The sequence below is a fragment of the Bacillus sp. PK3-037 genome (assembly GCF_054161355.1).
The window spans coordinates 2,809,457-2,835,756 of record NZ_CP096408.1 but is presented as its reverse complement, the minus strand read 5'-3'; the positions used below and the strand labels follow the sequence as shown (position 1 = coordinate 2,835,756).

At 43.5% G+C, this 26,300-nt stretch carries 31 protein-coding genes and 3 pseudogenes; 20 read left to right on the top strand and 14 right to left on the bottom strand.

Going from position 1 to position 26,300, the window contains the following annotated elements:
* Positions 1-85: 85 nt before the first annotated feature.
* The 3 genes and pseudogenes from M1D69_RS14545 (at position 86) to M1D69_RS14535 (ending at position 1,454) form a co-directional block, all read left to right on the top strand.
* Positions 86-208 (top strand): biofilm-forming protein, encoded by a 123-nt coding sequence (locus M1D69_RS14545; RefSeq protein ID WP_458105695.1) that lies wholly within the window; start codon positions 86-88, stop codon positions 206-208.
* An 89-nt stretch (positions 209-297) separates the two neighbouring features.
* Entirely contained in the window at positions 298-585 is a 288-nt protein-coding gene (locus tag M1D69_RS14540) for a YozQ family protein (RefSeq protein WP_024121001.1), read from the top strand.
* Positions 586-1,041: 456 nt separating this feature from the next.
* Positions 1,042-1,454, top strand: a pseudogene (locus M1D69_RS14535) (YjdF family protein).
* A 51-nt stretch (positions 1,455-1,505) separates the two neighbouring features.
* On the opposite strand, the gene M1D69_RS14530 reads toward M1D69_RS14535, so the two are convergent.
* Positions 1,506-2,012 carry a GNAT family N-acetyltransferase gene (locus M1D69_RS14530; protein ID WP_458105696.1) on the bottom strand — a complete coding sequence of 169 codons (507 nt, stop codon included), beginning with the start codon at positions 2,010-2,012 and terminating at the stop codon, positions 1,506-1,508.
* Positions 2,013-2,168: 156 nt separating this feature from the next.
* Between M1D69_RS14530 and M1D69_RS14525 the strand changes: the two genes are divergently transcribed.
* Complete coding sequence (locus tag M1D69_RS14525) at positions 2,169-2,438, top strand: hypothetical protein (RefSeq protein ID WP_458105697.1); 270 nt, start codon at positions 2,169-2,171, stop codon at positions 2,436-2,438.
* 127 nt (positions 2,439-2,565) lie between these two features.
* The gene (locus M1D69_RS14520) at positions 2,566-3,333 is read left to right on the top strand and encodes a MerR family transcriptional regulator (RefSeq protein ID WP_458105698.1); all 768 of its coding nucleotides are present in this window, start codon (positions 2,566-2,568) and stop codon (positions 3,331-3,333) included.
* A 175-nt stretch (positions 3,334-3,508) separates the two neighbouring features.
* Here the strand turns inward: M1D69_RS14520 and M1D69_RS14515 are convergent, their stop codons facing one another.
* The gene (locus M1D69_RS14515; RefSeq protein ID WP_024121010.1) at positions 3,509-3,703 is read right to left on the bottom strand and encodes a DUF4177 domain-containing protein; all 195 of its coding nucleotides are present in this window, start codon (positions 3,701-3,703) and stop codon (positions 3,509-3,511) included.
* A gap of 325 nt (positions 3,704-4,028) precedes the next feature.
* Positions 4,029-4,333, bottom strand: a pseudogene (locus tag M1D69_RS14510) (YjdJ family protein).
* Positions 4,334-4,647: 314 nt separating this feature from the next.
* Here M1D69_RS14510 and M1D69_RS14505 point away from each other — a divergent pair.
* The gene (locus tag M1D69_RS14505; RefSeq protein WP_255238331.1) at positions 4,648-4,770 is read left to right on the top strand and encodes a hypothetical protein; all 123 of its coding nucleotides are present in this window, start codon (positions 4,648-4,650) and stop codon (positions 4,768-4,770) included.
* A 26-nt stretch (positions 4,771-4,796) separates the two neighbouring features.
* On the opposite strand, the gene cyoE is transcribed toward M1D69_RS14505, so the two are convergent.
* Together cyoE and M1D69_RS14495 are read right to left on the bottom strand one after the other, a co-directional pair.
* Complete coding sequence (cyoE, locus tag M1D69_RS14500) at positions 4,797-5,756, bottom strand: heme o synthase (protein ID WP_458105699.1); 960 nt, start codon at positions 5,754-5,756, stop codon at positions 4,797-4,799.
* A 153-nt stretch (positions 5,757-5,909) separates the two neighbouring features.
* Positions 5,910-6,146: a hypothetical protein gene (locus tag M1D69_RS14495; protein ID WP_024121014.1), complete on the bottom strand. Its 237-nt coding sequence runs from the start codon at positions 6,144-6,146 to the stop codon at positions 5,910-5,912.
* Positions 6,147-6,422: 276 nt separating this feature from the next.
* On the opposite strand from M1D69_RS14495, the gene M1D69_RS14490 reads away from it, so the two are divergent.
* Entirely contained in the window at positions 6,423-7,823 is a 1,401-nt protein-coding gene (locus tag M1D69_RS14490; RefSeq protein WP_458105700.1) for a polysaccharide deacetylase family protein, read from the top strand.
* 50 nt (positions 7,824-7,873) lie between these two features.
* On the opposite strand, the gene M1D69_RS14485 is transcribed toward M1D69_RS14490, so the two are convergent.
* Both M1D69_RS14485 and M1D69_RS14480 read right to left on the bottom strand, forming a co-directional pair.
* Entirely contained in the window at positions 7,874-8,347 is a 474-nt protein-coding gene (locus M1D69_RS14485) for a YjfA family protein (protein WP_458105701.1), read from the bottom strand.
* Between the two features lie 127 nt (positions 8,348-8,474).
* On the bottom strand, positions 8,475-8,642 hold the full coding sequence (locus M1D69_RS14480; protein WP_010333849.1) for a YjfB family protein: 168 nt from the start codon (positions 8,640-8,642) through the stop codon (positions 8,475-8,477).
* A 125-nt stretch (positions 8,643-8,767) separates the two neighbouring features.
* Between M1D69_RS14480 and M1D69_RS14475 the strand changes: the two genes are divergently transcribed.
* Positions 8,768-9,667 carry a DUF2268 domain-containing protein gene (locus M1D69_RS14475; protein ID WP_458105702.1) on the top strand — a complete coding sequence of 300 codons (900 nt, stop codon included), beginning with the start codon at positions 8,768-8,770 and terminating at the stop codon, positions 9,665-9,667.
* A 14-nt stretch (positions 9,668-9,681) separates the two neighbouring features.
* Here M1D69_RS14475 and M1D69_RS14470 read toward each other — a convergent pair whose 3' ends face one another.
* Both M1D69_RS14470 and M1D69_RS14465 read right to left on the bottom strand, forming a co-directional pair.
* Complete coding sequence (locus M1D69_RS14470; protein WP_059352756.1) at positions 9,682-10,074, bottom strand: ribosomal maturation YjgA family protein; 393 nt, start codon at positions 10,072-10,074, stop codon at positions 9,682-9,684.
* 99 nt (positions 10,075-10,173) lie between these two features.
* The gene (locus M1D69_RS14465; protein ID WP_458105703.1) at positions 10,174-10,740 is read right to left on the bottom strand and encodes a YjgB family protein; all 567 of its coding nucleotides are present in this window, start codon (positions 10,738-10,740) and stop codon (positions 10,174-10,176) included.
* 146 nt (positions 10,741-10,886) lie between these two features.
* On the opposite strand from M1D69_RS14465, the gene fdhF reads away from it, so the two are divergent.
* The 4 genes from fdhF (at position 10,887) to M1D69_RS14445 (ending at position 15,922) form a co-directional block, all read left to right on the top strand.
* Entirely contained in the window at positions 10,887-13,844 is a 2,958-nt protein-coding gene (gene fdhF, locus M1D69_RS14460; RefSeq protein ID WP_458105704.1) for a formate dehydrogenase subunit alpha, read from the top strand.
* Positions 13,837-14,397 carry a DUF1641 domain-containing protein gene (locus M1D69_RS14455; protein ID WP_458105705.1) on the top strand — a complete coding sequence of 187 codons (561 nt, stop codon included), beginning with the start codon at positions 13,837-13,839 and terminating at the stop codon, positions 14,395-14,397. The genes fdhF and M1D69_RS14455 overlap by 8 nt, the downstream gene beginning before the upstream one ends.
* Positions 14,398-14,593: 196 nt before the next feature.
* Entirely contained in the window at positions 14,594-15,220 is a 627-nt protein-coding gene (locus M1D69_RS14450) for a DUF4352 domain-containing protein (protein ID WP_458105706.1), read from the top strand.
* Positions 15,221-15,295: 75 nt separating this feature from the next.
* Positions 15,296-15,922 (top strand): NUDIX hydrolase, encoded by a 627-nt coding sequence (locus M1D69_RS14445; protein WP_458105707.1) that lies wholly within the window; start codon positions 15,296-15,298, stop codon positions 15,920-15,922.
* Positions 15,923-15,953: 31 nt separating this feature from the next.
* On the opposite strand, the gene M1D69_RS14440 is transcribed toward M1D69_RS14445, so the two are convergent.
* The gene (locus tag M1D69_RS14440) at positions 15,954-16,232 is read right to left on the bottom strand and encodes a hypothetical protein (protein WP_024121023.1); all 279 of its coding nucleotides are present in this window, start codon (positions 16,230-16,232) and stop codon (positions 15,954-15,956) included.
* Between the two features lie 389 nt (positions 16,233-16,621).
* Here M1D69_RS14440 and M1D69_RS14435 point away from each other — a divergent pair, with 389 nt between their 5' ends.
* From M1D69_RS14435 to M1D69_RS14420, 4 genes are all read left to right on the top strand, one after another.
* Entirely contained in the window at positions 16,622-17,812 is a 1,191-nt protein-coding gene (locus M1D69_RS14435; protein WP_458105708.1) for a cytochrome P450, read from the top strand.
* Positions 17,813-17,835: 23 nt separating this feature from the next.
* A complete protein-coding gene (locus tag M1D69_RS14430; RefSeq protein WP_458106144.1) occupies positions 17,836-19,014 on the top strand; it encodes a macrolide family glycosyltransferase in 1,179 nt (392 codons plus the stop codon).
* Positions 19,015-19,077: 63 nt separating this feature from the next.
* Positions 19,078-19,233, top strand: a complete 156-nt coding sequence (locus tag M1D69_RS14425; protein ID WP_458105709.1) for a zeta toxin family protein — start codon at positions 19,078-19,080, stop codon at positions 19,231-19,233.
* A 30-nt stretch (positions 19,234-19,263) separates the two neighbouring features.
* On the top strand, positions 19,264-19,617 hold the full coding sequence (locus M1D69_RS14420) for a hypothetical protein (RefSeq protein ID WP_458105710.1): 354 nt from the start codon (positions 19,264-19,266) through the stop codon (positions 19,615-19,617).
* A 67-nt stretch (positions 19,618-19,684) separates the two neighbouring features.
* Here the strand turns inward: M1D69_RS14420 and M1D69_RS14415 are convergent, their stop codons facing one another.
* Positions 19,685-19,870 carry a hypothetical protein gene (locus M1D69_RS14415; protein WP_429659250.1) on the bottom strand — a complete coding sequence of 62 codons (186 nt, stop codon included), beginning with the start codon at positions 19,868-19,870 and terminating at the stop codon, positions 19,685-19,687.
* A 178-nt stretch (positions 19,871-20,048) separates the two neighbouring features.
* On the opposite strand from M1D69_RS14415, the gene M1D69_RS14410 reads away from it, so the two are divergent.
* Positions 20,049-20,867 carry a uroporphyrinogen-III synthase gene (locus M1D69_RS14410; protein WP_458105711.1) on the top strand — a complete coding sequence of 273 codons (819 nt, stop codon included), beginning with the start codon at positions 20,049-20,051 and terminating at the stop codon, positions 20,865-20,867.
* A gap of 75 nt (positions 20,868-20,942) precedes the next feature.
* Here M1D69_RS14410 and M1D69_RS14405 read toward each other — a convergent pair whose 3' ends face one another.
* The 3 genes from M1D69_RS14405 to M1D69_RS14395 form a co-directional block, all read right to left on the bottom strand.
* The gene (locus tag M1D69_RS14405; RefSeq protein ID WP_458105712.1) at positions 20,943-21,695 is read right to left on the bottom strand and encodes an ABC transporter permease; all 753 of its coding nucleotides are present in this window, start codon (positions 21,693-21,695) and stop codon (positions 20,943-20,945) included.
* Positions 21,695-22,447: an ABC transporter ATP-binding protein gene (locus tag M1D69_RS14400; RefSeq protein ID WP_458105713.1), complete on the bottom strand. Its 753-nt coding sequence runs from the start codon at positions 22,445-22,447 to the stop codon at positions 21,695-21,697. The genes M1D69_RS14405 and M1D69_RS14400 overlap by 1 nt, the downstream gene beginning before the upstream one ends.
* Positions 22,448-22,568: 121 nt before the next feature.
* Positions 22,569-23,540 carry a DMT family transporter gene (locus M1D69_RS14395; protein WP_458105714.1) on the bottom strand — a complete coding sequence of 324 codons (972 nt, stop codon included), beginning with the start codon at positions 23,538-23,540 and terminating at the stop codon, positions 22,569-22,571.
* A gap of 129 nt (positions 23,541-23,669) precedes the next feature.
* On the opposite strand from M1D69_RS14395, the pseudogene M1D69_RS14390 reads away from it, so the two are divergent.
* From M1D69_RS14390 to M1D69_RS14380, 3 genes and pseudogenes are all read left to right on the top strand, one after another.
* Positions 23,670-24,181 (top strand): annotated as a pseudogene (locus M1D69_RS14390) (cupin domain-containing protein).
* Between the two features lie 374 nt (positions 24,182-24,555).
* Positions 24,556-24,972, top strand: coding sequence for a helical membrane plugin domain-containing protein (locus M1D69_RS14385; RefSeq protein WP_010333866.1), 417 nt, complete (start codon positions 24,556-24,558; stop codon positions 24,970-24,972).
* A 39-nt stretch (positions 24,973-25,011) separates the two neighbouring features.
* On the top strand, positions 25,012-26,190 hold the full coding sequence (locus M1D69_RS14380) for an NAD(P)/FAD-dependent oxidoreductase (protein ID WP_044156288.1): 1,179 nt from the start codon (positions 25,012-25,014) through the stop codon (positions 26,188-26,190).
* The last annotated feature ends 110 nt before the right edge of the window (positions 26,191-26,300 follow it).

Sequence of the window (26,300 nt, the reverse complement as noted above, 5' to 3'; positions counted from 1 at the left end):
TCAAAAGGGGTGAATGAATGCCTGCACAAAAGACAGAATAAGGGTGAAGTTGATATTCCAATGTTTTCAGAAAAGAGGTGAAAGCATGACTAAAAAAGGGATTCAAAATTCAAGTATTGAACAAATAAGAAATGATCATGAGTCTGAAACAGCATTCAAAGCAGATGACCCTAAAAAACATGGCACAGGTTCAAAGAGGACCAAATAAGTTTTGTTTCAATGAAAGCCTAATATCAAGATCTGGGCCAATTGTTTTTGGCCTGTCATATTGATTGATAAGGAATGGGAGTGGATGATGTGACTCAAAAAAATGGAGCAGACAGACCTGATGATTATAAAAGATTTTCTGAAATCGACAAGGACTTTGATTTTAATCAAAATGGCGATCCTAAGTCAGAGACATTAGGCAAGAACGAACAAACCAATAACAAAGAAGAAGCAAATGAAAATATGGATGTCGCAGGAAGATATTTTGAACCGTCAGATTACAAAGGAACCACACAATTGGAACAGGGTTTAGCTGAAACGCATGAACAAGTCAGTGATGACTATTTTGAGGGAACCATCGACCAAAACTTGGACTGATAATCAAGCGGAGCTGACTCGAATGAACATGAGTTAGTTCCGTTTTCAGTACAAAGATGAAACTGGTTCGGCAGAGGTTGCTTTCATAAAGGGGCATGCAAATAATAGCATCCATGGTTTATGTGAACGCCTGACAGCTGCCGGTTTTTGCGAAACAAAAGGAAATTATTCTATTGAAAGAAGAGAATGCAATTCTATTTAATTTTTTCAGTCTTCTTTGGATTCCTTGATTTTGATTTTGAATAGAGAAAAAAAGGTTCAAGCTGATGCATGACTTATTCTTGAAGTATGCTCTCAATATCTTTTCTCTAAAGGGAAAAATTGATAAAATTTATGCGGGAGAATGAAAAAACACAATTCGGTTGGTAGTCCGAATGCATTTTTATTATGTCAGTAACCTTCCCCTCCTCGGGATGTCCATCATTCTTTCATCATTTAAAAGAGGGGGGAATCGTTATGAAATTAACGATTTACTACAATGGTCAGTTTTGGGTAGGAGTTATTGAGGTTGTGAAAAACGGAAAACTAAAGGCCTCTCAGCATTTGTTTGGAAAAGAGCCGAAGATTCTGAAGTATTAGATTTTGTTAATAGACAACTCTTAAAGACTCTGTCCCAGTCTGAGCAGGAAGGAGTTAGTGTAAAAGCCCAAGATCAGAAAAAGATAAATCCGAAAAGATTGCAACGTCAGGTTTCGAAGGAATTGAAACGTGCCGGAGCATCCTTAAAGGCACAGGATGCGATGAAACAAGAGTTGGAAGCGAAGAAGCAAAAGAAAAAACAAATAACGAAAGAACAAAGAGAAAAAATAAAAGAACAAAAGTATGTCATCAGAAAGCAAAAAGCTAAAAAAAAGCATAGAGGAAAATAGCTTGAAAAAGCAGGCATAGAGCCTGCTTTCTTATAAGTAAAGTATATGTTTTTACACTTTAGCGTATCTCCAATGGATAAAGCCTTTTTCTTCACGGTCCAGTTTAAACCCTAACTTCTTCAAAATATGTTGTGATCCCATATTGCCATGTTCACATCTTGCCGCAATACAGTTAACATTCTCTTTGCTTAATGCCCAGTTTATTAACTTTTGAGCAGCCTCAAAACAATAACCTTTACGGCGGTGACTTTTATTTGTTGCAAAACCGATTTCAACCATGCCATCCGTATCAGGGTCGCCTAAAAACCCAGTTCCTCCGACAATTTCATAATCATCCTTCTTTAAAATGATCCATGAATCAAATCCTCTTGTTCCTTTATTTTTGATTAAAATCTCGCGGAAATAAGGAATTGCTTCAAAAAAATCGGAGTTTGGCCATTCGCCATTTGTTTTATAACCCAGGTCTATAATAGCCTGATGATCCAGTTTAGATGCAGCGTCTAGAAGGTTAACATCAATCGTTTTTAATAGTAACCGATCTGTTTCAAGGAGAACCATCTCTTTAGCCTCTCTTCTATTTGATATCCATACATGTGATTCTTTTTATGTTCATTTACCATGAATCGAGAATTAATTGTTTCCTCTATAACAAGTTTGTCACAATGCATATTCATTATTTTCTCTCTCTATAACGTATCAGAAAAATTCAGGAACTTGATAACAGAAAAAAACGATAAAGAAATCAGTATGATTTCAAATGGTAAGAATAACTGTCTGGGTCTAAATAAACGGATGATAAGGAGTAAAGGGGGAGCAGAAGTGGTGCATGCTCTTTATTATGAAAAGATATTTGCGGCTAACAGGAATATGCATAAGGTTGGCGGTGAGAACAAAGAAGTAGCAGACTTCCTTCGCAAAAATATAAAACAGCAGGAGGAGTTCAATCAACTTTTAAAAGAACTTCTTAATAGAGATATCAAATAAGTTTCGGTATATGACAAGTTGCAGATAAATCATCTCCTTGAAACATTCAAGGAGATCTTTTTTTAAAAAAGCTTTGACATTCACGTTACGTCAAAGTGTACGGTTAATGTATAAGGAGGGAGAAGAAATGGAATATACCGTTCAGAAGTTAGCCAAATTAGCGGGAGTCAGCACAAGAACGCTTAGGTATTATGATGAGATTAACCTTTTAAAGCCAGCACGGATTAATTCATCAGGATACCGAATTTATGGGGAAAAAGAAATCAACGAATTACAGCACATTTTATTTTATCGAGAGTTAGGTTTCCAATTAGAGGAGATAAAAAAATTAATCTTTTCCCCATCTTTTAATCGTCATAAAGCATTAAAGGATCATCATGCAGAGCTTCTAGAAGAAAGAGCCCGGATTGATAGCCTTATACAAAATGTAGAGAAAACAATTCATGCAGAGGAGAGAAACGAAAAGATGAGAGATGAAGAGAAATTTATAGGATTTAAAAAAGAGCTTGTGGAAGAAAACGAGAGGAAATACGGAGCGGAAATACGTCAAAAGTATGGAGAAAAAGCGGTGGAAGAAACTAACCAAAAAGTGTTGAATATGACAAAGGAGCAATATGAAGAGCTGACCGCTACAGAAAAAGAAATGTTTGAAAAACTTAAAAAAGCATTTGAAGAAGGAGATCCAAAAAGTGAAGATGCCTTGAAAGCGGCGGAATTGCACAAAAAATGGCTTCTTTATCATTGGAGCGACTACAGCAAAGAAGCTCACGCAGGTCTAGGGGAGATGTATGTATCAGATGAGCGCTTTAAACGATATTACGATCAACATGGTGAGGGATTAGCTGAATTTCTAAGACAGGTGATCTATGTGTATACCGGGAAAGTTAATGATTAAGCATATGCATGGACTTTATGGAGCGAAAACGAAAGCGAAGTTTGAAACACGATTGAAAAAACTAGAGTCTTTCTTTGTCATGAAGGGCCAAAAAAGCTTACTAATTGTAAGCTTTTTATGATTTGTCATTTATAAATATAAGTTACTCAATGGTAAAAATGCTTAGCCATAAAGACTAAGCATCTTCCACATCTCTTTCAAATATCATTTCAAAATAAGCAGCTGCTCCATACCCGTCTATACTAGGGGCGAAAATCTGAATAAACTTCCATCCTCTTTGAGCATAGTCACGAATGATTTGTTGGTAGTCTTCTTTGGGTCTTCTTCTCATGGTACTAAGTTCGACTCTAACGAATTCATACTCTTTCATCATGTGATACCTCCTGTAAGGTTATACGAAAGAGCGAGAGAAAAGTTCCGAAAGATGGAAAAACAAAAGGCGAAACCGAAAATAACCAATGAGGCAAGGACATTCAAGTTCGGATCATATAAACGCAGTTCTGATTGACCATACGAATATAGAGAAGATGTAAATCGCGCACTTAATCGTGGAATGCTTAGAAATCAAGTACGCGGAGCGAGCTACGTCTTGTCATATCCTCTAGATGAACTGGCGATTAAAGAAAAAAGAGGGGGAATCATAACAGTGCTCCTTTTATGGTATTTCAATGGGGCATGTGGAAATGACATATTCTTTACCGAGCCGTGTGGCAATCGCGAATCAGCAAAAGTAATAATAACACATATAAAAATGAACAGATCATTAGTATACTCATGCCGGATAGTGTTTCGCAGAGTATATGAAAAAGTCCAGCTGTGAAATTTGTTTGGGGCTGGTGATGGTGTCAATGCCGTTAAGGAGCTTTGAAAATGTGGCTGTGTAATTCCAATCGAATTGATCTGAAACAAACTCGTTTCCTTGATACAAATTGACAGCGGTTAAAAACAGAAAAACCATGAATGAAAATCCCAGCTGAACAACTAAAACAATCCCTTTCATCGTACGCCTCCAAATCAATGAACATGAGAAAAGTAAATCATATATTACCATAATGTAGACGGTTGGACAATATTTTCTATATTTTCGGATATATTCATATTTTAGAATGGAGAGCCAGTATGTATTTCATTGGAGTGTTAGTTCAGCCTGGGCCTGTACTTTTTTGCTCTTTCGGCTTTTGCCGCTCTCAGCTATGTGTTATTTTGGATATTGGTGATCATATCCAGAAAGTGATGATATTCATGAACAAAGAAATCCTAAAATACATATTCACTATTTTTTCAATATGTGCAGTCCTCCAGGAAACCGATGATATGAGTATTGCTCATAGCTGGATTTTGACTGAAATCGTCCGATTTTTGATTTGCGCGGCTGTGTTTATTATCCTGACATTTCTATTAGAGACTGTTTTTCCAAACAAAAAAGAGTCACATTAATGTGTGGCTCTTTTTGCATAAAATTATCAGATTAATAACATTACAAATGAATCAATCATCATGACAAAAAACAGCAAGCAAAAATAAATGAGTGAGTAGACAAACATATCCTTTGCCCACTTTACGTCATCGTCTGTTTTGAATCCTTGCATGCTTTTTTTGATCCATATACCTCCGAGAACCAAGGCAGTAAAAGAATAAAATGGGCTTATATGGCCGGTGCCGAGAGAAAAAGGAAATAATAGCGTAATCGGCACCAGGACCGCAATATATTGAATCATTTTTACTTTCGTTACATGATTTCCTTTTACAACAGGCAAGAGCGGGACACCAGCCGCCCGATATTCCTCTTTGCGTCTTATCCCAATCGCCCAAAAATGCGGGGGCTGCCACAGAAACATAATCGCATACAATAGCACTGCAGTTATACTGATGTCTCGGGTTACGGCACAATACCCCATCAATGGCGGCGCAGCTCCCGGAAAGCTCCCGACAAATGTGCTCCAAACCGAGGCCCGTTTCACCCATACTGTATAGATGATGGCATAAAAAATAAAGGCGGCCAGTCCGAGAATTGCAGTTAAAGGGTTGAGGGAATACAGCATGGCAAGACCTGCTATTCCTAAAACAGAGCCATACGTTAAGATCAAAGCCGGCGGCATTTTTCCTGTGACTGAGGCCCGGCTGCGGGTGCGCTCCATTTTTGCATCCATATGCCGATCAAAATAGTTGTTGTAGACAGTGCCGGAGGCCATGACGAACGCGGTTCCAATCATTGCCGTTATCATTGTCATAAAAAAAGCGAGTCCTGTTAATGGTTTTTCTGAGCTCACAAATGCGATCCAAAATCCGCCGAAGGCTGCTATCGAGTTTGATATGATAATGCCAGGTTTTGCAAGCTTTATAAAATCGTAAACGGAAACCCGGTTCGAGGCTTTTATGTATTTTGTTTCAGAAATCGGAGCAGAAACTCTTGAATTCTCCAAAAATAGACGCCTCCCCTAAAACTGCATGCTTTTGTTATCGTACCAAGAGGCCAGCCAGATCACAATGATTTCCTGTATTTGTCATGATGTTGTCAAATTTTTATACAAAAAAAGGGGAGCTGGACTGCCCCCATTTTCGGTAAACACCGCCTGCTATCTGTTGTATCCTCCATATCCGCCGCCGTATCCGCCGCCGTATCCGTACCAAGGGTAGTAAGGAGGGCGCGGGTAATAGTAAGGCGGACGCGGATAAAACGGATAAAACGGTCTTGGGTAATAATAAGGCGGATAAAATGGCGGTCTAGGGCGCGGACGCGGGTAGTAATATGGCTGTCTTTCATCAAAAGGTGAAACTTGCTCAAATTGATCGTAATTAACTGGAAATTCCAAGGGGGTTACCTCCCTAGCATTTTTTATTCTGTTTACCTTATTCCTGATATGAGAAATGGGTGTATGTCCATCGACCAAATTGTTTTTTTTAATTAAGTAAATCCTCAGAAAGGGATTGACAAGAACTTCTAAATCTCCTATTATTACAAAAGTGAAATAAATGTTACTTTAATGTTACAAAAATAGTTCTAATTGAGTACGAATGAGCATAAAGTACATCACCTGAATCTTTTGATGGAATATAAATCGAAGTGATTACGAAAGAAGGAGTTTGTGTTGTCGGCGAGAAGAATCAAATGGTTTCAAGTATTATTAGCAGTTGTTTGTGCGGCAGGGCTTATTGGTTTTTGCCATAATACATCAAAAAAAGAAACGGTCATGAATCAGGTGAAAACCGATTCTCAGTATGGAGATGTGGAGATCGCAACGCTTGTGAATGACGGGAAAACCTTCAATTACGCGGTCAACTACCCTGTTTTTAAAAATAAAAAAATGGATGCGGCATTAAAGAGTTTCGCAGAGAAAGAGGTTCGCCAATTTCAGAAGGAAACGAAAGATGCTGACCGGGAGCATACAAAAAAGCGCAATGAACTCAACATCGATTATGAAATTGTTCATTATGCCAAGCAGACAGCGGCAGTGGTCTTTAATGAATATAAATACATAGGCGGCGCGCATGGACAAACCGTAAAAAAAACATTTAACTTTGATTTTAGCAAGGAAGCCTTTCTTTCCATTGATGATATTTTCAAAAAGGACTCTGATTATTTACGAAAGCTTTCGCTGATCGCTTATCATGAGCTTAAAAAGAATAAGGACATTGCAGCGGACGACGAACTGTTAAAAGAAGGAACTGCACCTGTAAAGGAAAATTTCAGCCGTTTTGCCGTCAAGGAAGATTATATCGAGTTTTATTTTGATACATATCAAGTCGCTGCGGGCTATCTTGGAGAGCAGTCGATTGCGATTAAGAAACATCTTTTAAAAGATATATTGAAAGAACAATATATTGATAAAGTGAAAAACAAAAATAAAATCAAAGAACAAAAACCGAAGCACGAAGTCATTTCATTACCCAAAGAAGAAACAGTTGATCCGAATAAAAAAGTCATTGCGCTTACTTTCGACGACGGCCCGAATCCTGCGACAACAAATCAGATTCTGGACTCCTTGAAGAAATATGAAGGGCATGCAACGTTTTTTGTGCTGGGCAGCAGGGTTCAATATTATCCGGAAACGTTAAAAAGAATGCTGAAAGAAGGAAATGAAGTGGGGAACCACTCATGGAGCCATCCGCTTCTCACAAGGCTTTCAGTGAAAGAGGCTGTAAAGCAGATCAATGACACGCAGGACATGATTGAAAAAATAAGCGGGTATCGTCCGACGCTTGTGCGTCCTCCATATGGCGGCATTAATGATGAACTGCGCAGCAAGCTGAAAATGGATGTCGCGTTATGGGACATTGATCCGGAAGATTGGAAAGACCGAAATAAAAATACAATTGTCAACCGAGTCATGAGCCAAGCGGCTGACGGAAAGACGATTTTAATTCATGATATTTACGGCACTTCTGCTGATGCGGCCGATGAGATTATCAAAAGACTGACCGATCAAGGCTATCAATTGGTGACGGTCACTCAGCTTGAAGAGGTAAAAAAACAAAGGGAAGCTAAATAAATGTGGAAAGGCTGTCGCGGGAAATGCCCGTTGGACAGCCTTTTTTCTTTTTAATAAGAGCCTGTGGTTGCCCATACATTCAGGTTGGGGCCTGAATATTTACCGAAAGCGTAGGAGGTTCTTGGGTCTAAGTCATAGACCATAGGCGTATAACAAGATTTTTGGCCTGCCACCGCTTTGCCATTGCCGCCTGCAGAGTCACAGTTATATCTCTTTTTGTCTGTGTTCCGGGTTATTTCTGCGTTTGCTTCATAGCCTGTTGTCAAGGTGTTGTTCATCGTGATTTTTGCCCATGCCGTTTTGCATGTACTGCTGAACTTGAGCTCGACGACTCCGATGACTTGATTGTTTGCGTTTACTAAGTTAGAAGATTTTTTTGTGGTGGCGCTGGACGCACAATCATTGTAATAAGGGCTTTTTCCATCGTAGGCATGTGTTTCCGCATGAGCGGGTGCTCCCTTGATGGCAAAAATAAATACGGATGCGAACAACACCAAAGACACCTTTTTAACCATTTTTTTCATTTCTTCCTGACCTCCTTAAAATGACAAACAATAAATCATACGGAGGAAAGGCCAAAACATGCATGCTTTTTTGTGAAAAATAAAGGCGGCCGGGAGGATGGAGTTCTTGGCCGCCTGGGGTGTGAAGCTAAGCTTTCAGGTCAATTTTTTGTCCGAGCGTCGGATGCTGAATCAGCTTAAGGGTTTGATCAGCATTTTGCTGGGCAGTGTCCAGCATCTTTTTCGTTAAAGCGATATCAACATTTTGGGCCAGATTTGCTTGATGCATGGCAACTGATAATGCAGGAATATCCATTGCTACACCTCCTATGCCTTACCTATCGGCGGGCGGCTTTGATTTTATAGGGCAGAAAGGCTTAATTTTTTCTGTTGACCCTTACGCTGCGGCATACAGTATATTTTTTGTAAGGAGGGATTAGGATGAATATCGTAATAGAACAGACCTTTCAGCAATATGAAAAGCTGTTTTCGATGGAAGAACACGAAAGAGCGGACGAATTTCGGTATACGATGATGGGACCGTTTGAAAAAATGTGGAGCGTCATACAGGTTCCCCTAAAAGCGAAGACACCGAATGGATATGATGTAATCATGGCTGTAAAGATGCTTGGTTATTTGGATGTGTGTAATGCTGAAACCGGACAGAAAGCATTAAGAAAACTGCAGCAATTGCATATTGCGGAGACTGCTGAATCTGCGCTGCAGCAGTGTATACATTTTGCCGAGCGTGAAAAGCTGCGAGTAAATGCGGAAGAAATGAGGTTCGGGCTTTACATTGCTGATCCAAACAAGCTGAAGCTGCAAAAAGGGTATTGCGGGTTTGGGGGAATTCCAGGCTTTATTCACGTTTGGATGTATCCGAACAGCTATAACCTTCTTAGGATTTCATCGATGATTGCCCATGAATTTCACCATAATCTGCGGTTTTCGTATTTTGATTTTCACCGAGGTTCTGTGTCAGTCGGGGATTATCTTGTCATTGAAGGGCTGGCTGAGTCATTTGCGCGGGAGCTCTTTGGCGAAGAACAATTAGGCCCTTGGGTTACTCGCTTTGATCGGGACGATTTGCAATATTCCATTGAAGTCATAAAAGAGGTGATTGACGAAAAAGGCTTTTCGGAGGTGAGCCGTTACATGTTTGGAGATCAAATAGCGAAAGCGCAAGGCTTCGAGCCGGCGGGATTATCTGCTTTTGCCGGATATGCGGTTGGATATCACGCTGTTCAGTCTTTTATGAATAAACACCGGGTCGATATAAAGGAGGCCACACTCTTGGATGCAGAGACGATTCTGTCTCAGTGCGGGCTGTTCTCGACATAAGAAAAAGCGTCACGTCAGCGGCGCTTTTTGATGTTTTGATGGATCAGCTCTATGAGTGTGCAGGTGACAATTCCCATCGTATAAGCTATGATATCGCTCCATAAAAATCCGTACCCCAGCACGAGGCCGCCGAGCGAAGTGTCCCTGATCCGGTCGATCCACTCAGCATGGTACAGCTGGCTGCATTCGATAATAACGCAAAATGAAAGGCTGATAATGCCTGTTGTGATGGTTTTCATCGTCTGAAACAGAAAGCCGCAGCCCGTAAAAATCATTGCGGCCCACAGTGCATCTCCGAGATAGGCATTGACGATATCCGGGAGAAAACTGGAGAATGCTCTTGACCCCAGTCCCAACCCAATGATGAGGATTGTAAAGGCCGCATATATGAACCGGTTCCTTCTCATGAGTGATTGATACCTCTTCCCGCATTTTCCCTCCCATGTATTGTAAGGAATCCATCCTCACTTTGTCCATAAAAAAAGCGGCTGGAGCCGCAAGTGCTTTTATCTTGCTCTTAGATTGACATGGTCGGCTGTCTGGTCTTTTCCAATGATGAAATGGAGCTCATAACGGCCTGTATCATAGATATAGTCGATTTCATCCGTGAATGGGACGGTTAAAATTCGGTCGGCGGGGCCAATTTGATCGCTCAGCACACCCGGTGTAACCCCTCCAAGATTCAGACGGCGTTCTACTCCGGTTCCAAAATAACGGATTTCTGAAATGGTCATGTCTTTGTTATAGGAAAAGCCGTAGCCGGGATTTCCCATATTCCAGCTGTATAGATCAAACATATTGTTTCCTCCAGCCGGTCTTTCCGGTTCTCCCATCTTGGCATGGACATCCCCTTTTGTGCTTTTGTTAATCGTAAGACCTTGTACCTGCTGCGGCATTTCACCTGTAAAAGCGGTGTTATAAAGATTTTTTACAAGCTCAGCGGATGATGAGGTTGTTTCTTCAGCAGGCGGATTTGCCTGAGCGGCAGCTTTTGCCGGAATTGCTGTCCCAAAGCCAAAAACAGTGCCTGACAGTGCTGCCGCCGCTGTGAATGCGGAAATGGTTTTCTTCATGGTTATCCCTCCCTTTTTGTCTATCATGACGTTTCCCGGTGTTCGTGCATTAAAACATTTGTATGCGCTCTGTATGTTTTAATCAGCACGTGTAAGGGAACTGAAATGGGTAATTCGGTATATAAACGCAAGAAAGGGGAATGGAGATGGCGGACACAAAAAAAGTAACCATAAACGGCGTTGAGATGGAGACAGCCGGAGACCACACGGTGCTGCAGCTTTTGAATAACAGTTCAATCGAAGTGCCGCAAGTATGCTATCATCCGAGCCTTGGGCCGATAGAAACATGTGATACGTGTATCGTCAGCATCAATGGTGAGCTGAAGAGATCGTGCTCAGCTGAAATAAAGGATGGCGATGTCATTGATACGCTTGCGTCTGACGTGAAAAAGGCACAGGTCATCGGGATGGATAAAATCTTATATAATCATGAGCTTTACTGTACAGTTTGCGATTACAACAATGGGGGATGCGAAATACATAATACGGTGAAGGAAATGAAAATCAATCACCAAAGCATCCCGTTTGATCAAAAGCCTTATCATAAGGATGAATCCCATCCGTTTTACCGGTATGATCCTGATCAATGTATTTTGTGCGGCCGCTGTGTCGAAGCATGCCAAGACGTACAGGTGACAGAAACACTGACAATTGACTGGGAGCGGGAACGCCCGCGCGTCATTTGGGATAATGACGTGCCGATTAACGAGTCGTCATGTGTGTCGTGCGGCCATTGCTCAACCGTATGTCCGTGCAACGCGATGATGGAAAAAGGAATGGAAGGGGAAGCCGGATATTTAACAGGCATCAATAACGAATCACTGCGTCCGATGATCGAGATTACGAAAGGCGTAGAGACTGGATACGGCTCGATTCTCGCCATTTCTGACATGGAATCTGCCATGCGTGATGAACGAATCAAAAAAACCAAAACCGTCTGCACCTATTGCGGTGTCGGCTGCAGTTTTAATGTTTGGACTAAGGGCAGAGATATTCTGAAAGTGGAGCCGCAGGAGGAGGCGCCTGCCAATGGCATTTCCACTTGTGTAAAAGGCAAGTTCGGCTGGGATTTTGTAAACAGCGAGGAGCGTCTGACAAAACCGCTCATCCGCGAAGGCGACCATTTCCGGGAAGCAGAGTGGGAGGAAGCCTTAACACTGATCGCAAGCAAGTTCACTGAATTGAAAGAAGAATGTGGCCCTGACTCACTTGCTTTTATCACGTCGTCTAAATGTACGAATGAAGAATCCTACCTGATGCAAAAGCTGGCCAGGGGGGTTATCGGCACAAATAATGTGGATAACTGCTCGCGCTATTGCCAGTCTCCGGCTACTGCCGGCCTGTTCCGGACAGTCGGATACGGCGGTGACTCAGGATCGATTACAGATATCGCCCAGGCAGATCTTGTTTTAATTATCGGTTCGAACACATCAGAGTCGCATCCGGTATTGTCTACCCGCATTAAACGGGCTCACAAGCTGAGAGGGCAGAAGGTCATCGTGGCCGATATCAGAAAACACGAAATGGCTGAGCGTTCTGATCTATTTGTTCAGCCGCGTGCAGGATCAGATATCGTCTGGCTGAATGCCATCGCCAAATATCTGATTGAAAACGGCAAGGCCGATGAACGCTTTTTGCAGGAAAGGGTCAACGGCCGGGATGAATACGTGAAAAGCCTTGCGCCGTACACACTTGAATATGCAGAGGAGAAAACCGGAATTGATAAACAAACCCTGATTCAAATGGCTGAAATGATTCATGAGGCTGACAGTGTGTGCGCGTTGTGGGCCATGGGCGTGACACAGCACATTGGAGGCAGCGATACAAGCACTGCGATTTCAAATTTGCTGCTTGTCACAGGAAACTACGGAAAACCGGGTGCGGGTTCTTATCCATTACGCGGCCATAACAACGTGCAGGGAGCAAGTGACTTCGGAAGCATGCCAGACAGCCTGCCGGGCTATGAAAAAGTGAAGGATGAACAAGTCCGCAAGAAATACGAACAAGCCTGGGGTGTACAGCTGCCGAAGGAGCCGGGCATGACCAACCATGAAATGATTGAAAAAACCCATTCCGGCCAGCTGAAAGCAATGTATGTAAAAGGGGAAGAAATGGGCCTTGTCGATTCTAATATCAATCATGTACACGCCGCATATGAAAAACTTGATTTCTTTGTTGTGCAGGACATTTTCCTATCTCGGACGGCAGAATTTGCAGATGTTGTTCTTCCTGCGAGCCCGAGCCTTGAAAAAGAAGGAACCTTTACAAACACTGAACGCCGTATTCAGCGTTTATACCAGGTATTTGAACCTATGGGTGAATCAAAGCCGGACTGGCAGATTATTATGGAGGTAGCGAATAAGCTTGGGGCCAATTGGAATTATGAGCATCCTTCCGACATTATGGAAGAAGCTGCAATGCTGTCACCAATTTATGCAGGAGTAACCTATGAACGTCTTGAGGGCTACAACTCCCTGCAATGGCCTGTAAGTGCTGATGGGAAGGATTCACCTTTACTCTTTACAGTACGTTTTCCTTTCCCGGACGGCAAAGCGATTCTTTATCCGGTTCAATGGACTGAGCCTGAGGAGTTCGGTGAGGAATATGATATCCATGTAAATAACGGCAGACTCTTGGAGCATTTCCATGAAGGAAACCTGACGTATAAATCAAAAGGCATTTCTGAAAAAACGCCGCATGTATTCTTAGAAATTTCTCCAGAGCTTGCGGCAGAACGGGGGATCCAGGACGGGACCCTTGTCAGACTCACGTCGCCTTTTGGAAACGTGAAGGTGAAATGCCTGATCACTGATCGTGTCAAAGGGAAGGAAGTGTATCTGCCAATGAACGATTCTGGGGAAGCGGCGATCAACCTGTTAACAGGCAGCCATGCCGATAAGGATACCGACACGCCTGCGTACAAAGAAACATCAGCGAAGATGGAAATCTTGAAGCAGGATGGAATCAATCCGCTGCCTAAAATCAATCACCGCAACGGAAATCCGCAGCCGCAAATCGGTGTGCAGGTTCATAAAAAATGGGCGCGGAAGGATTACATCTTCCCTGGCGATGCTGTGAAAAGGGGGATTGGGCACAATGGCTAAAGCGATTAAACGCATTCAGAAAGTACAGGTGACCGAAGAAGATCAGCGCAAACGTGATTTAGAAGAAATCGAAGATGCCTTAGTCGACAACAAAAAAGCCATTCTGGAGACGCTGCAAATGCTTGGACACATGAACGATCGGGGCGTACTGCCTTTGCTCCGCGGTCTTTTTGGCCAAGGTGATAAAGTCCTTGACATCCTAGTGAAAAAGGCAGATACAGAGGAAACGGCCAATATGCTTAAAAACCTGCTTCTCCTGTTTGGAACGCTCGGCATGCTGGATGTCAAACAGCTGGAGCCGCTCATTTTGAAAGTGAATGCCGGTGTGGCGAACGCGGTAGAACAGAAGAACAGCGAAGAGAAAACAGGTTATTTTGATATCATACGTTCGCTTAAAGACCCGGAAATCAACAAAGCGGTTACGCTGCTGTTCTCCTTTTTAAAAGGAATGGGACAAGATACAAAGGAGCTGGAACGCACAACTCAGCCTCCGGAACATCAAAAACATCATCAGGAACCCCGAGAGAAAAGGGGAATGGATAAGCGAGATTGACACCCGCCCGAGCCGGCTAATGCCAGCTCGGGTTTTTTGATGAAAAGGTCTAATGGACTAGTAAAAAATGTTCAAATACTAGAAAGAAGTAAGTTTGCAATGAATGAGGCAGAAAAATTCACTACTTTCTTACCTGTTAAGAAAAGGGAAAATCGGATTATAATAGAAAACGATTACTTTAGATGGGGGAACAGTCGTGAAAAAAGTCTTATTACTATTATTTGTACTGACAATCGGGCTTGCGCTCTCCGCGTGCAGTCAATCGAGTGATGCGTCAGAGAAGGAAAAACCGAAAGAAAAAACGCAAGAAGAGCTTGAAAAGGAACTGAAGGAAGGCGATGTATCAAAGGCTAAAAAAGATGATAAGATACATAAAATAGGGGAAACAATTAAGGTAAATGATATTCACTTTACGGTGAATAAAGTGGATAGTGTACAGGAAGGCCAATATGATTATTTGGGCGGAGATGAAGATAATAAAATAAAAAAAGTAAAAGATGATGAAGAACGGTTAATTATAGAGGTGACTCTGGAATACCTTGGGGAAGGCTCAATGATATACACTCCATTAGGATTAGATCTGAAAGACAAAAAAAATAAATCAGTACGTCCTGTTATCTCCATGGAAGAGAAAGGGAAAATATTTTTAGGGGGAACCCTGGCGTCAGGAAAAAAAGTGACAGGGGTAGTCAGTTATGTAATTCCTAAAGGTGAACAGAAGAATTACACATTAGTGTATAATCCCTTCTTAACTGATAGTACAAGTGAGAGAATGGAAAAAAACGCAAAATACGATATAGATTATTTGATAAAATTAGATTAATTCCTCTATAAATAGCACGTTTTTCCCTCCGGGAAACGTGCATTTTTTATAGTGACAAATAACATGAAGGGACGAGTGATAAAAATGCAAACCCAATGGCTGGAACGGGCCCAGCGGATTCAGGCGATCGCACAGGCGGGGCTTGCTTTTTCCAAGGATGTGTATGACAGGGAAAGGTACGAAGAGCTGATGAAGCTGAGCGCAGAGATGATAGCGAATTACTCGGAGAAGGACATTGAAGTCATCACTGATTTATGGAAAGGCGAGAAAGGCTATCCGACACCGAAGGCGGATGTTCGCGGCGCGGTATTTCGAGAGAATCGCATATTGCTTGTCCGGGAGAAGCATGACGAGCTGTGGTCACTCCCAGGCGGGTTTTGTGAAATTGGTTTATCGCCCGCTGAAAATGTGATCAAGGAAATCAAAGAAGAGTCGGGTTACGATACAGTGTCTTCTCGATTACTGGCCGTGCTGGACAGCCATAAGCATCCTCACCCCCCTCAGCCTTATCATTACTATAAGATCTTTATTGAATGCAGCATAACGGGCGGGCAGCAGAAAACCGGGATTGAGACGAACCATGCCGCTTTTTTTCCGGAAGACAGGCTCCCTCCGCTTTCTCCAAAACGAAACACACAGTCACAGCTCAGCATGCTTTTTGACTTTCAGCGTCATCCGGATAAAAAAACTGTATTTGATTAAACAAAAAAGAGCCGAGGGCTCTTTTTTGTTTTTACAGGGCAATATGTTTTTCGCTGGCAAGCTTCAAAAGGGTTAGTACCGAATCGGCTTGTTTATGGCCGAGCTTTTGTTTTAGTTTGCTTTCTTCCACTAAACGGCTTCCATATATGTCGACAGAGGCTTTGTCGACGACAGTATGCCAGTTTTCCTGTTTTTTTCCCTCAACGAGCGGTTTTGAATGTCTCTCAGAAAAAGAGAACACAAACAATACAAATGCAAGTGAAAGTACGATGCCGACAACTAGTTTTTTACGGTTGATCTGTGCTGTCATTTGTTCTCTCCTTCACCATTTTACTTTCTATTTAATCATATCTTCAGCTTGCTTTACATAATGGAAAAGTCATCTTTTAGAGTAGTGCTTACGTTGCGGATGAGGGCGATGTGTGAGATTTTCATAAGCTATTGATTGCGCTTCTAAGATCGATGAGCATGCCTAAGGTCACGTTGTGAACCAAATCGGGTGTGCGTAATAGAAAAAAATTGAAAGATTATGGTAAGATGAACAACATTCGAGGGGGATTATATGATGCCTGCACCGGCATCTTGAAGACCTGCCTGCTGTTTCAGACGACAAAATGGATGTCCCTCTCTTTTTCGATAGCAGGAGGTGGTGAAGTTCGTCAATTGCTGAATCTTTTCTTTCATGGGGAGGGGAAAAGCATGAATGTGGTAAATCGGCTACAAGCTTTGCAGCGTGCACTGATGAACGGAAAAAATAAACAGGATGCTTATCATCCGTTTCCGTGGTACGAATCGATGAGAAAGGAAGCTCCTGTTACCTATGATGAAGACAATCAAGTATGGAGTGTTTTTCTTTATGATGATGTCAAAAAAGTGATTGGGGATAAAGAGCTTTTCTCCAGTTATATGCCGGAGCAGACAAGTTCTATCGGGAATTCGATCATTAATATGGACCCGCCAAGACACACGCAAATCCGTTCTGTTGTCAATAGAGCGTTTACACCGCGTGTCATGAAGCAGTGGGAACCAAGAATTCAAGACATCGCAGATGATCTGATACATCGTTTTCATGGACGAAGCGAGTTTGATTTGGTCAAGGAGTTCTCATATCCGCTTCCTGTCATTGTGATATCTGAGCTTTTAGGCGTTCCTTCAGAGCATATGGATGCGTTTAAGACATGGTCTGATATTTTGGTGAGCACACCAAGAGATGGAAGTGAGGAAGCGGAGAAAGCCTTTCTGGAAGAGCGGAACAAGTGCGAGGAAGAGCTAGCCGCGTTTTTTGCCGGCATCATAGAAGAAAAACGGAAGAAACCGGAACAGGACATCATCTCCATTTTAATTAAAGCGGAAGAAATCGGTGAGAAGCTTTCCGGAGAAGAGCTGATTCCGTTTTGTACATTGCTGCTGGTGGCGGGAAACGAAACGACAACGAACTTGATTTCAAACGCGATGTACAGCATTTTAGACACGCCGGGCGTTTATGACGAATTGCGGCGGCATCCTGCGCTGGTGCCTCAGGCGGTGGAGGAAGCTCTGCGTTTCAGGGCGCCTGCGCCTGTTTTGCGGCGAATTGCCAAACGGGATACAGAGATTGGTGGCCATCAGATGAAAGAAGGCGACATGGTGTTGGCGTTTGTGGCGTCAGCAAATCGTGATGAAGCGAAGTTTGACAGGGCGCACAAGTTTGATATTCACCGCCACCCCAATCCGCATATTGCGTTTGGCCACGGCATTCATTTTTGTCTAGGGGCTCCGCTTGCACGGCTTGAAGCAGCCATCGCGTTAACAGCATTGACTCAAACGTTTTCTCATATGGAGCCGGTCAGTATCACTCCGATTGAAAATAGCGTGATATACGGACTAAAGAGTTTTCGTGTCAACATATAATATAAAAATTGGAGGCTGAAATGATGAGACAGCATCATATCTCAATTATTAATATCCCGGCATACGGACATGTGAATCCCACTCTTGCGTTAGTGGAGAAGCTTTGTGAAAAAGGGCACCGTGTCACTTATGCGACGACTGAGGAATTCGCGCCTGCGGTGAAGCAAGCCGGGGCAAGCCCGCTTTTATATCAAACTACGATTAACGTGGAACCGGAACGCATCAAGGAAATGATAGAGAATAATGAAACACCGATTTGCATTTTAAAAGAATCGCTCGAAATCTTGCCTCAGCTTGAAGAATTATATCAAAATGACAAGCCTGATCTTATCGTTTATGATTTTATCGCATTTGCGGGAAAATTGTTTGCTGATAAGCTGAATGCGCCGGCCATCAGGCTTTGTTCTTCCTATGCGCAAAATGAATCCTTCCAGCTTGGAAGTGAGGAGATGCTCAAGCAACTCAAACAAGCGGAGGCCGATTTCCAGGCTTACCTTGAGAAAGAAAACTTACCGGCTGTCTCATTTGAACACTTAGCTATACCGGAAGCGTTAAATATTGTCTTTATGCCGCGTTCTTTTCAGATTAAAAACGAAACCTTTGATGAGCGATTCTGCTTTGTCGGTCCTTCACTTGGAAAACGAGGTGAACAAGAGAGCCTGCTGCCGGAAACAGGCAATCGTCCGCTCATGCTGATTTCATTGGGAACCGCTTTTAACGCATGGCCGGAATTTTATCGTATGTGTATAGATGCATTTTGGAATTCCGACTGGCATGTTGTGATGTCAACAGGGATATCGATTGAACCTGACAGTCTAGGTGACATTCCTGACAACTTTACAGTTCGCCAGCGCGTTCCGCAGTTGGATATCTTAGCGAAAGCCGATCTGTTTGTTTCTCACGGGGGAATGAACAGTACGATGGAGGCAATGAATGCGGGGGTACCGCTTGTTGTGATTCCGCAAATGTATGAGCAGGAGCTCACTGCCAGGCGTGTTGATGAATTAGGCCTCGGCGTCTATTTGCCGAAAGAAGAGGTCAGCGTCTCCCGTTTGCAGAAGGCAGTTCAGGACGTATCCGGAGATAAAGAAATGCTCAACCACGTAAAAGACATGCAGAAAGACGTAAAAGAAGCAGGCGGAGCTGAGAAGGCAGCCGCGGAAATTGAAGCCTTCATAAAAAAGTCTGTCGTTCCGCAATAACACATTTGCACCCGAAATCTGCTGAGATTTCGGTTTTTCTTCTTTTAAAAAGGATGGGATGCAATGAGTAAAGAAAACGCCGTCTATTTGATTACAGGGGTGATGGCAGCGGGGAAGTCCACAGTTGCCCAGCTTCTTTCTGAGCGTTTAGACAAGGGCGTTCATGTCAGGGGAGATGTATTTAGAAAAATGATCGTAAACGGCGAAATGCAAATGTGAGACACTCCTTCAGCTGAGGCGCTGGAACAGTTGCGTCTGCGCTACCGGCTGGCGGCTAACGTATCGGATATGTATGCTGAAGCGGGGTTTCATACGGTGGTGCAGGATGTGATCATCGGACCTATGTTAGAAGAAATGGTGAAGTTGATCAGTTATCGTCCATTGTATGTGATCGTGTTGGCACCCCGAGCTGACATAATAGCCGCAAGAGAATCAGCACGCAAGAAAAAAGGATATGGAGATATCAGCATTGAATCTCTCGATGCCGTCTTGCAGTTAGAAACACCGCGTCTAGGCCTGTGGCTGGATTCGTCAGAGATGACACCGGAAGAGACGGTGGGAATGATATACAAAAGGCTGGAGACCGCAGCGAAAATAAAATAATGAATCCCGCTTTCTCCAGCTTGTTCGCGGGTGCAGAGGCCAGCCCCCGCCCCGCGAACATCTTCTATTAAATATTCTTTTTCATCCCGCATCTCCGGCATTCTCTCAAAAACTTTCCGCCTTTTACGGAGCTTTTAAAAAGCGTATAGTCACAATTATCACAGCGTCCGCTACGGACGTCGGGATATTCGTTAAATTCATAAATAACCGATGTATCGTAGCCTTTTGTTTCGTATTCTTCTTTTGTTTCCATGGTCGATCCTCCGTTAAAGCGTGTCTGTTGTTTATATTACAGCATGCATCCGGTGTATTCAACGGGTAATGAGAGGCATTTGGTTCATCTTGATTTCTCCCTTGGTTTGCGACACAATAGCTTTATTAAAGGTTATATACATATAAAGCCTAAGCTGGCAAAGAGGAGAGGAACGGATATGGGTAAAGGTTTACATGGAAAACGTGTCGCGATCGGCGGTTCTCGGAAAACGGAAGAAATCAGCACAATCATTGAAAAACAGGGCGGAATTCCTGTCGTTCGGCCTCTCCAAGGAACGGTGTACTTGGCAGAGGAGCAGGTGGAGCCGGAGCTGCGCAAATTTGCGGAAGAAAAAGCCGACTGGGTGATCTTTACGACAGGCATCGGTACGGAGACGCTTGTGAAGATGGCAGAGAAAATCGGAGTAAAGGACGAGTTTCTGCTGGCGATTCGCCAGGCTAAAGCGGCGTGCCGAGGGTACAAAACATTGTCTGCGTTAAAAAAGCTTGGCATCACCGCAGAGGCTTCTGATGAAGATGGGACAACCAGCGGATTGATCCGGTCCTTGGAGCCTTACGACTTTTCAGGAAAAAAAGTAATGGTGCAGCTTCACGGAGAAAATGCACCTGCCCTCATAGCATTTTTGGAGGAAAAAGGAGCTTCAGTGTTGCCGATTCTCCCTTATCAGCATATCCCGCCAGAGGAGGAAACGGTGGAACAGTTATGCCGGGAACTGCTGAATGGTGAATTGGATGCTGTTTGTTTTACCACGGCGATTCAGGTTCGTTCTCTGTTTCATTTTGCCAAGGATCGCGGCGTTATCAATGAAGTGAAGGCTGTATTCGAAGAGCGTGCCATCGCAGCGGCTGTCGGAAAAGTGACTGCTGAAGCGCTGCGGGAAGAAGGCATCACAAGGCTGCTTGCTCCGGAGATTGAGCGGATGGGCGCGATGATTATTGAACTTTCACGGTATTATGAAGAAATGGCTGGGGAATAACCAGCACAAAAGCCGCTTTTCTGTTGAGAAGCGGCTTTTGTGTAATCTGCAAATCCCGAAATCGCTGTCATCATGTTAACCATTTTGCTTCAGCTGCTGATGCGCAGTAAATAATGACGGGTATGTCAGCACGCTGAGTATGACACAAGTCAGTGCGGCGGACGCCATCGTTGTAAAAACAATCAAAAGCTGAATGCGAACCGCCTGAATCGGATCGGCGCCCGCTAAGATCTGGCCGGTCATCATGCCGGGAAGCTGGACGAGCCCTAATGTTTTCTGGCTTTCGAGCGTTGGGATCATACTCATTTTCATGGCGGAAGTCAGGATATGCTGTATGGATTGTTTTGGTGTGCCGCCAAGCGACAAAATCAATTGAATTTCTTCCTTGCGCACCCCGACCTCGGAGCTGAGCCGGTTTAAAAACAGGCTCGCGAGCACCATTGAATTTCCGATGACCATTCCGCTGATCGGGATGACATACCGTGCGGTAAGCGGGATGATGTGAAGCGCCAGAAGAATGCCTTGGGTGACGATTTCTACAATCGCTAACGCCACAAACACCCTCCAAAAAGAACCGATTTTCATTTTCTTTCGTTTGACGACGTTTTGCGCCGCCACCGCCAGCATTAACAGCACCATCAGCAGGATAAACACAGGGTGATCCCCATGAAATATCAGCGACAGCACATAACCGATCACAAGCAGCTGTACCGCGGCCCGGATGGTGGCAATGATCATGTCTTTTTCTACGCCGGCTTTAAAGGATTTTGATAAAAACAAGGCGATCAAAACAAAGATCATCGTTAAAGAGAGGGAAAGATAATCCATTATTGAGTGCCTCCCTTAAAAAACTCCTTGGCTGCTTCATGCTGCGGATTAGAGAAAAATGTTTCAGTTTCTGCGATTTCCAACAGCCGGCCATCCGCCATAAACCAAATGGTATCGGCTACTCGTTTCGCCTGCTCCATGTTATGGGTCACCCACATCACCGTCAGTTTTTTCTCTTTATGCTGCCTTTTGATCAGCTCTTCAATCTCCAGAGCAGAAACAGGGTCCAGGGCAGATGTGATTTCGTCCAATAATAGGATGGAGGAAGGGTTTGCGAGTGTTCTCGCAAGTGAAAGCCTTTGCCGCTGTCCGCCGGATAAATCCTTGGCGCTTCTGTCTAACAGCTCTGGAGACAGGCCTGTCAGTGAAGCGAGCTCTTCAGGAGAGTAAAGCTGGGTTTGGTGGAGCTTTTGTACCAGATTCAGATTGTCACGCACCGTTCCGTCAAGGACGGGAGCGGATTGAAAGGCAAGGGCAGCCGTCCGCCTCAGTTCATTCACATTCCAGTCTCTGACTTCCTTTCCGTAAATCTTCACTTCACCGTGATCCGGTGTTTTCATCAAATTACACATTGACAGCAGTGTGCTTTTTCCTGAACCGGAAGGACCCAAAACGGCCGCGATTGCACCCTGTTTAATGTCTCCGGTGACATCCTTTAATACATCATAGGTTTGTCCCTCTTGTTCATAGCTTTTTCGCACAGATGTGAAGGAGATCGCTGGTATATCGTCTTTTTGATTGTTTGCTTCCATTAAAATATCACCTTTCAGTTAAGTGGGCTTAGACTATACATAAATATAACGTGAAACAGGTCTCTTTTGGAAGGCGTTAAAAAGAAAGGAGAACGGGCTTTCGCCCATTCTCCAGAAGCTGCTAAGCAGTGAGATTTGACTGAGTTTTCTCTTTGGGTTTTTGTTGGGAAGCGAAGGTATGTAACACCATTCCGGCAATAATAATCATTAAGCCGGCAAACGATAAAATGGAAGGGAAAACACCTGACAGCAGGATTATTTCACCAAGCAAAGCGAATATCACTTCCCCGGATTGTGTTGCTTCAACAGCAGCAAGCTTTTGCGGATTATCTCTTACCATATCCGTTGCCCAGAAAAATAAAACGGTCGCAATGATGCCTGAGCTGACGGCAACGATAAAGGATTGAACGGTTTGTCCCGCGGTCGGAAGGCCATCTGACCACCAGCCGTAAGCTGCCAATACAAGCCAGAATGGAAGGCTTGCAAGGGTCATTCCCAGCACACGCTGGAACGTATCAAGCCTGCCTCCGTATTGCTCAAGCATCCTCCGGTTTCCCAGCGGATAGGCGAAAGCCGCAATGACAACCGGCAGCACGCTGAAGAGCAGCATTTTTCCGGAAAGCGATTCTGCATGCTGGAGCTGAATCAGCGCTGCCCCAATCAGAATGACGACGGAAGTGCCCAGCGAAACAAGGGGAATCTTTTGCCGAACGAGCAAAGTGCCTCCAAGCGTGTCTTTTTTCTCATAGAAAAATGGAGACAGCAGCACACCGGCTACAATGGTAATTTGCCATGTTCCGGCTACGAGCCAGCCCGGCCCGAATGCGGCGGCAAACGTGATCGGCGCATAAAAAAGAACAAAACCGACGAAGCTCCACTTTATCCAAAAAAACGGCTTTTTCCGCATCTCTTGTAAAAGAGGAACGAACTTCCCTTTCATTATGACAATCAGACATAAAAACGGAACCATAAAAATAAAGCGTAACGAGGCGCTCCAAAGCCAGCTGCCTCCGGATAATTCCATCGCCCTGTTTAAAATAAAGGTAACGGCGAAAAAGAGAGAAGCCAATATTCCGATTACAATCGCTTTCATCAAATCCCTCATTCTGGCATTATTTTTTTATACTATACTACCCAGGATGATACAGATCAACGGAATTGTGAGAAAATAATGATGTTTTACGGATCAATATATGTGGAAGACAGAAATAGGGAGGTGAAAATGATGGAAACAGAAACGTACTTTTTTCAGGATGACGGCAGGATTCCAAATCACCCTGATTTTCCGCTCGTTATCTATAAAAATGTTTTTATGGGACGTGCTGAACAGGCAGAGCGGATCGTCAACCGGCATGGCTGGCTAAACAGCTGGTCGGGCAGTGTTTTTCCGTACCATCATTATCACAGCAACACGCATGAAGTCCTAATCGCAGTCCGAGGGGAGGCTGTTATTCAATTTGGGGAGAAAAAGGAGCTGCTGTTCCTATCAAAACGGGCGACGCAGCGGTCATTCCAGCCGGTGTCGGCCATAAAAAGCTAAGCGCGAGCCCCGATTTTACCGTGATTGGCGCTTATCCAGATGGTTCTCGGTATGATATGAAGACGGGAAAGCCGGATGAAAGAGCGGCTGCGCTAGAGAATATAGAGCAAGCAGTACTTCCGGCATTGGATCCAGTTACAGGAAAAAGAGAACCTCTATTGGACATATGGGTAACGCGTAGGGGAGAAAATTGATGGATTGTCAATAACTAGTGCTGAAGAAATGTTATGACACGGGCACCATATAAATTAATTTCATAATCGAAGCAATTCACGTTCAAATTTTGTTCAAAAAGTGTTATCATATAGAAGGTAATCAAATTGGAGTTTTTTATGTTTGCTATTTTCAGAGAGAGTAAAGGATTTTGACTTATTCAATGGTTTATTTTTGAGATAAAAATAATACTGAATATGGCAAGATGAAAAACTGGGTAGTAAACATTTATTTTTGCGGATGATTGTGCACGAATTCACAATCCTTCTTCTCATGCTTTCAAACATGAGATCAGGGAGAGGCACTACCCTTTCCAAAAAATCAGCATACTGCTTATAGTAAAGGAGAATTGGATATGCCAGAAACAATCGATCAAACAAATGCGTCTGTCAGCCAAAGCCAGCAAGATCTTATTGATCAGCTGTTAAAGCCAGAAGTTCAAGAATCACTGACTGTTTTAGTTGACCAGCTTCCAAAGCTGACTGAGTTAGTGAATATTTTAACGAAGTCTTATGATTTCGCTCAGTCTGTTGCGACTGACGAAGTATTGAAAAGCGATACAGTCGGTGCAATCACTGAAATTCTTGAGCCTGTAAAAGAAACAGCAAAAGAAGTGGCTGCGACTGCAATCGAAGCGAAAGACCGCGCGGATGCTAGCAACGAAACGATTGGACTTTTCGGCCTGTTGCGCATGCTGAAAGATCCTCAAGCTCAAAAGCTGTTCCGTTTTGCTAACAGCTACCTTGAAATCATGAACGAAAAACAAAAATAATCTCAGATTCAAATTGATATAAAGGACGGAGGATATACGATGTCAAAACATATTGTCATTTTAGGCGCTGGTTATGGCGGTGTTCTTTCTGCTTTAACAGTTCGCAAACATTACACAAAAGAACAAGCACGCGTGACAGTGGTAAACAAATACCCAACTCACCAAATCATTACGGAATTACACCGTCTTGCAGCAGGCAACGTGTCTGAAAAAGCGGTTGCAATGCCGTTAGAAAAACTTTTCAAAGGCAAAGACATTGATCTTAAAATCGCGGAAGTCAGCTCTTTCTCTGTTGATAAAAAAGAGATTGCGCTTGCTGACGGTTCTGCATTAACTTACGATGCGCTAGTAGTAGGCCTTGGTTCTGTCACTGCTTACTTCGGGATCCCAGGACTTGAAGAAAACAGTATGGTTCTTAAATCTGCTGCTGATGCTAACAAAGTTTTCAGCCACGTTGAAGACCGTGTGCGCGAGTACTCTAAAACGAAAAACGAAGCGGATGCAACAATCCTTATCGGCGGAGGCGGCTTAACAGGCGTTGAGCTTGTCGGTGAGCTTGCTGACATCATGCCGAACCTTGCGAAAAAATACGGCGTAGACCATAAAGAAATCAAATTGAAATTGGTTGAAGCAGGTCCGAAAATCCTTCCTGTTCTTCCGGATGATCTTATCGAACGCGCGACTAAAAGCCTTGAAAAACGCGGCGTTGAGTTCTTAACAGGCCTTCCTGTTACAAATGTAGAAGGAAACGTGATTGATCTGAAAGACGGATCAAAAGTTGTTGCCAACACTTTTGTTTGGACTGGCGGCGTACAAGGAAATCCTTTAGTCGGCGAATCAGGTCTTGAAGTGAACCGCGGCCGTGCGACAGTTAACGATTTCCTTCAATCTACATCTCATGAAGATGTATTTGTTGCCGGTGACAGCGCAGTTTACTTTGCGGCAGACGGCCGTCCATACCCGCCGACTGCACAAATCGCATGGCAAATGGGTGAGCTGATTGGTTACAACCTATTCGCTTACTTAGAAGGAAAAACACTTGAAACATTCCAGCCAGTAAACTCTGGTACACTTGCAAGCCTTGGACGCAAAGATGCGGTAGCCATCATTGGTGCTAATTCTACACCGCTTAAAGGTCTACCTGCTTCCTTGATGAAAGAAGCAAGTAACGTACGCTACTTAACACACATTAAAGGACTATTCAGCCTGGCTTACTAATCCTTTCTTGTAAAATCGGACATTGCCAAAAAGAGGTCTTTTCAGGCAGCTTTACGGCAATGTCTTTTTTGCGCTTATTTGCTACCGTTAACATTTAAATTTTAAAAAGA

Excerpts from the sequence above, each read along its gene's own strand:
- M1D69_RS14545 (WP_458105695.1), top strand. The coding sequence starts at position 86 with ATGACTAAAAAAGGGATTCAAAATTCAAGTATTGAACAAATAAGAAAT.
- M1D69_RS14530 (WP_458105696.1), bottom strand. The coding sequence starts at position 2,012 with ATGGTTCTCCTTGAAACAGATCGGTTACTATTAAAAACGATTGATGTT.
- M1D69_RS14520 (WP_458105698.1), top strand. The coding sequence starts at position 2,566 with ATGGAATATACCGTTCAGAAGTTAGCCAAATTAGCGGGAGTCAGCACA.
- M1D69_RS14515 (WP_024121010.1), bottom strand. The coding sequence starts at position 3,703 with ATGAAAGAGTATGAATTCGTTAGAGTCGAACTTAGTACCATGAGAAGA.
- M1D69_RS14505 (WP_255238331.1), top strand. The coding sequence starts at position 4,648 with ATGAGTATTGCTCATAGCTGGATTTTGACTGAAATCGTCCGATTTTTG.
- M1D69_RS14485 (WP_458105701.1), bottom strand. The coding sequence starts at position 8,347 with ATGAAAAAAATGGTTAAAAAGGTGTCTTTGGTGTTGTTCGCATCCGTA.
- M1D69_RS14480 (WP_010333849.1), bottom strand. The coding sequence starts at position 8,642 with ATGGATATTCCTGCATTATCAGTTGCCATGCATCAAGCAAATCTGGCC.
- M1D69_RS14475 (WP_458105702.1), top strand. The coding sequence starts at position 8,768 with ATGAATATCGTAATAGAACAGACCTTTCAGCAATATGAAAAGCTGTTT.
- M1D69_RS14470 (WP_059352756.1), bottom strand. The coding sequence starts at position 10,074 with ATGAGAAGGAACCGGTTCATATATGCGGCCTTTACAATCCTCATCATT.
- M1D69_RS14465 (WP_458105703.1), bottom strand. The coding sequence starts at position 10,740 with ATGAAGAAAACCATTTCCGCATTCACAGCGGCGGCAGCACTGTCAGGC.
- fdhF (WP_458105704.1), top strand. The coding sequence starts at position 10,887 with ATGGCGGACACAAAAAAAGTAACCATAAACGGCGTTGAGATGGAGACA.
- M1D69_RS14455 (WP_458105705.1), top strand. The coding sequence starts at position 13,837 with ATGGCTAAAGCGATTAAACGCATTCAGAAAGTACAGGTGACCGAAGAA.
- M1D69_RS14440 (WP_024121023.1), bottom strand. The coding sequence starts at position 16,232 with ATGACAGCACAGATCAACCGTAAAAAACTAGTTGTCGGCATCGTACTT.
- M1D69_RS14435 (WP_458105708.1), top strand. The coding sequence starts at position 16,622 with ATGAATGTGGTAAATCGGCTACAAGCTTTGCAGCGTGCACTGATGAAC.
- M1D69_RS14430 (WP_458106144.1), top strand. The coding sequence starts at position 17,836 with ATGAGACAGCATCATATCTCAATTATTAATATCCCGGCATACGGACAT.
- M1D69_RS14425 (WP_458105709.1), top strand. The coding sequence starts at position 19,078 with ATGAGTAAAGAAAACGCCGTCTATTTGATTACAGGGGTGATGGCAGCG.
- M1D69_RS14415 (WP_429659250.1), bottom strand. The coding sequence starts at position 19,870 with ATGGAAACAAAAGAAGAATACGAAACAAAAGGCTACGATACATCGGTT.
- M1D69_RS14410 (WP_458105711.1), top strand. The coding sequence starts at position 20,049 with ATGGGTAAAGGTTTACATGGAAAACGTGTCGCGATCGGCGGTTCTCGG.
- M1D69_RS14405 (WP_458105712.1), bottom strand. The coding sequence starts at position 21,695 with ATGGATTATCTTTCCCTCTCTTTAACGATGATCTTTGTTTTGATCGCC.
- M1D69_RS14400 (WP_458105713.1), bottom strand. The coding sequence starts at position 22,447 with ATGGAAGCAAACAATCAAAAAGACGATATACCAGCGATCTCCTTCACA.
- M1D69_RS14395 (WP_458105714.1), bottom strand. The coding sequence starts at position 23,540 with ATGAAAGCGATTGTAATCGGAATATTGGCTTCTCTCTTTTTCGCCGTT.
- M1D69_RS14385 (WP_010333866.1), top strand. The coding sequence starts at position 24,556 with ATGCCAGAAACAATCGATCAAACAAATGCGTCTGTCAGCCAAAGCCAG.
- M1D69_RS14380 (WP_044156288.1), top strand. The coding sequence starts at position 25,012 with ATGTCAAAACATATTGTCATTTTAGGCGCTGGTTATGGCGGTGTTCTT.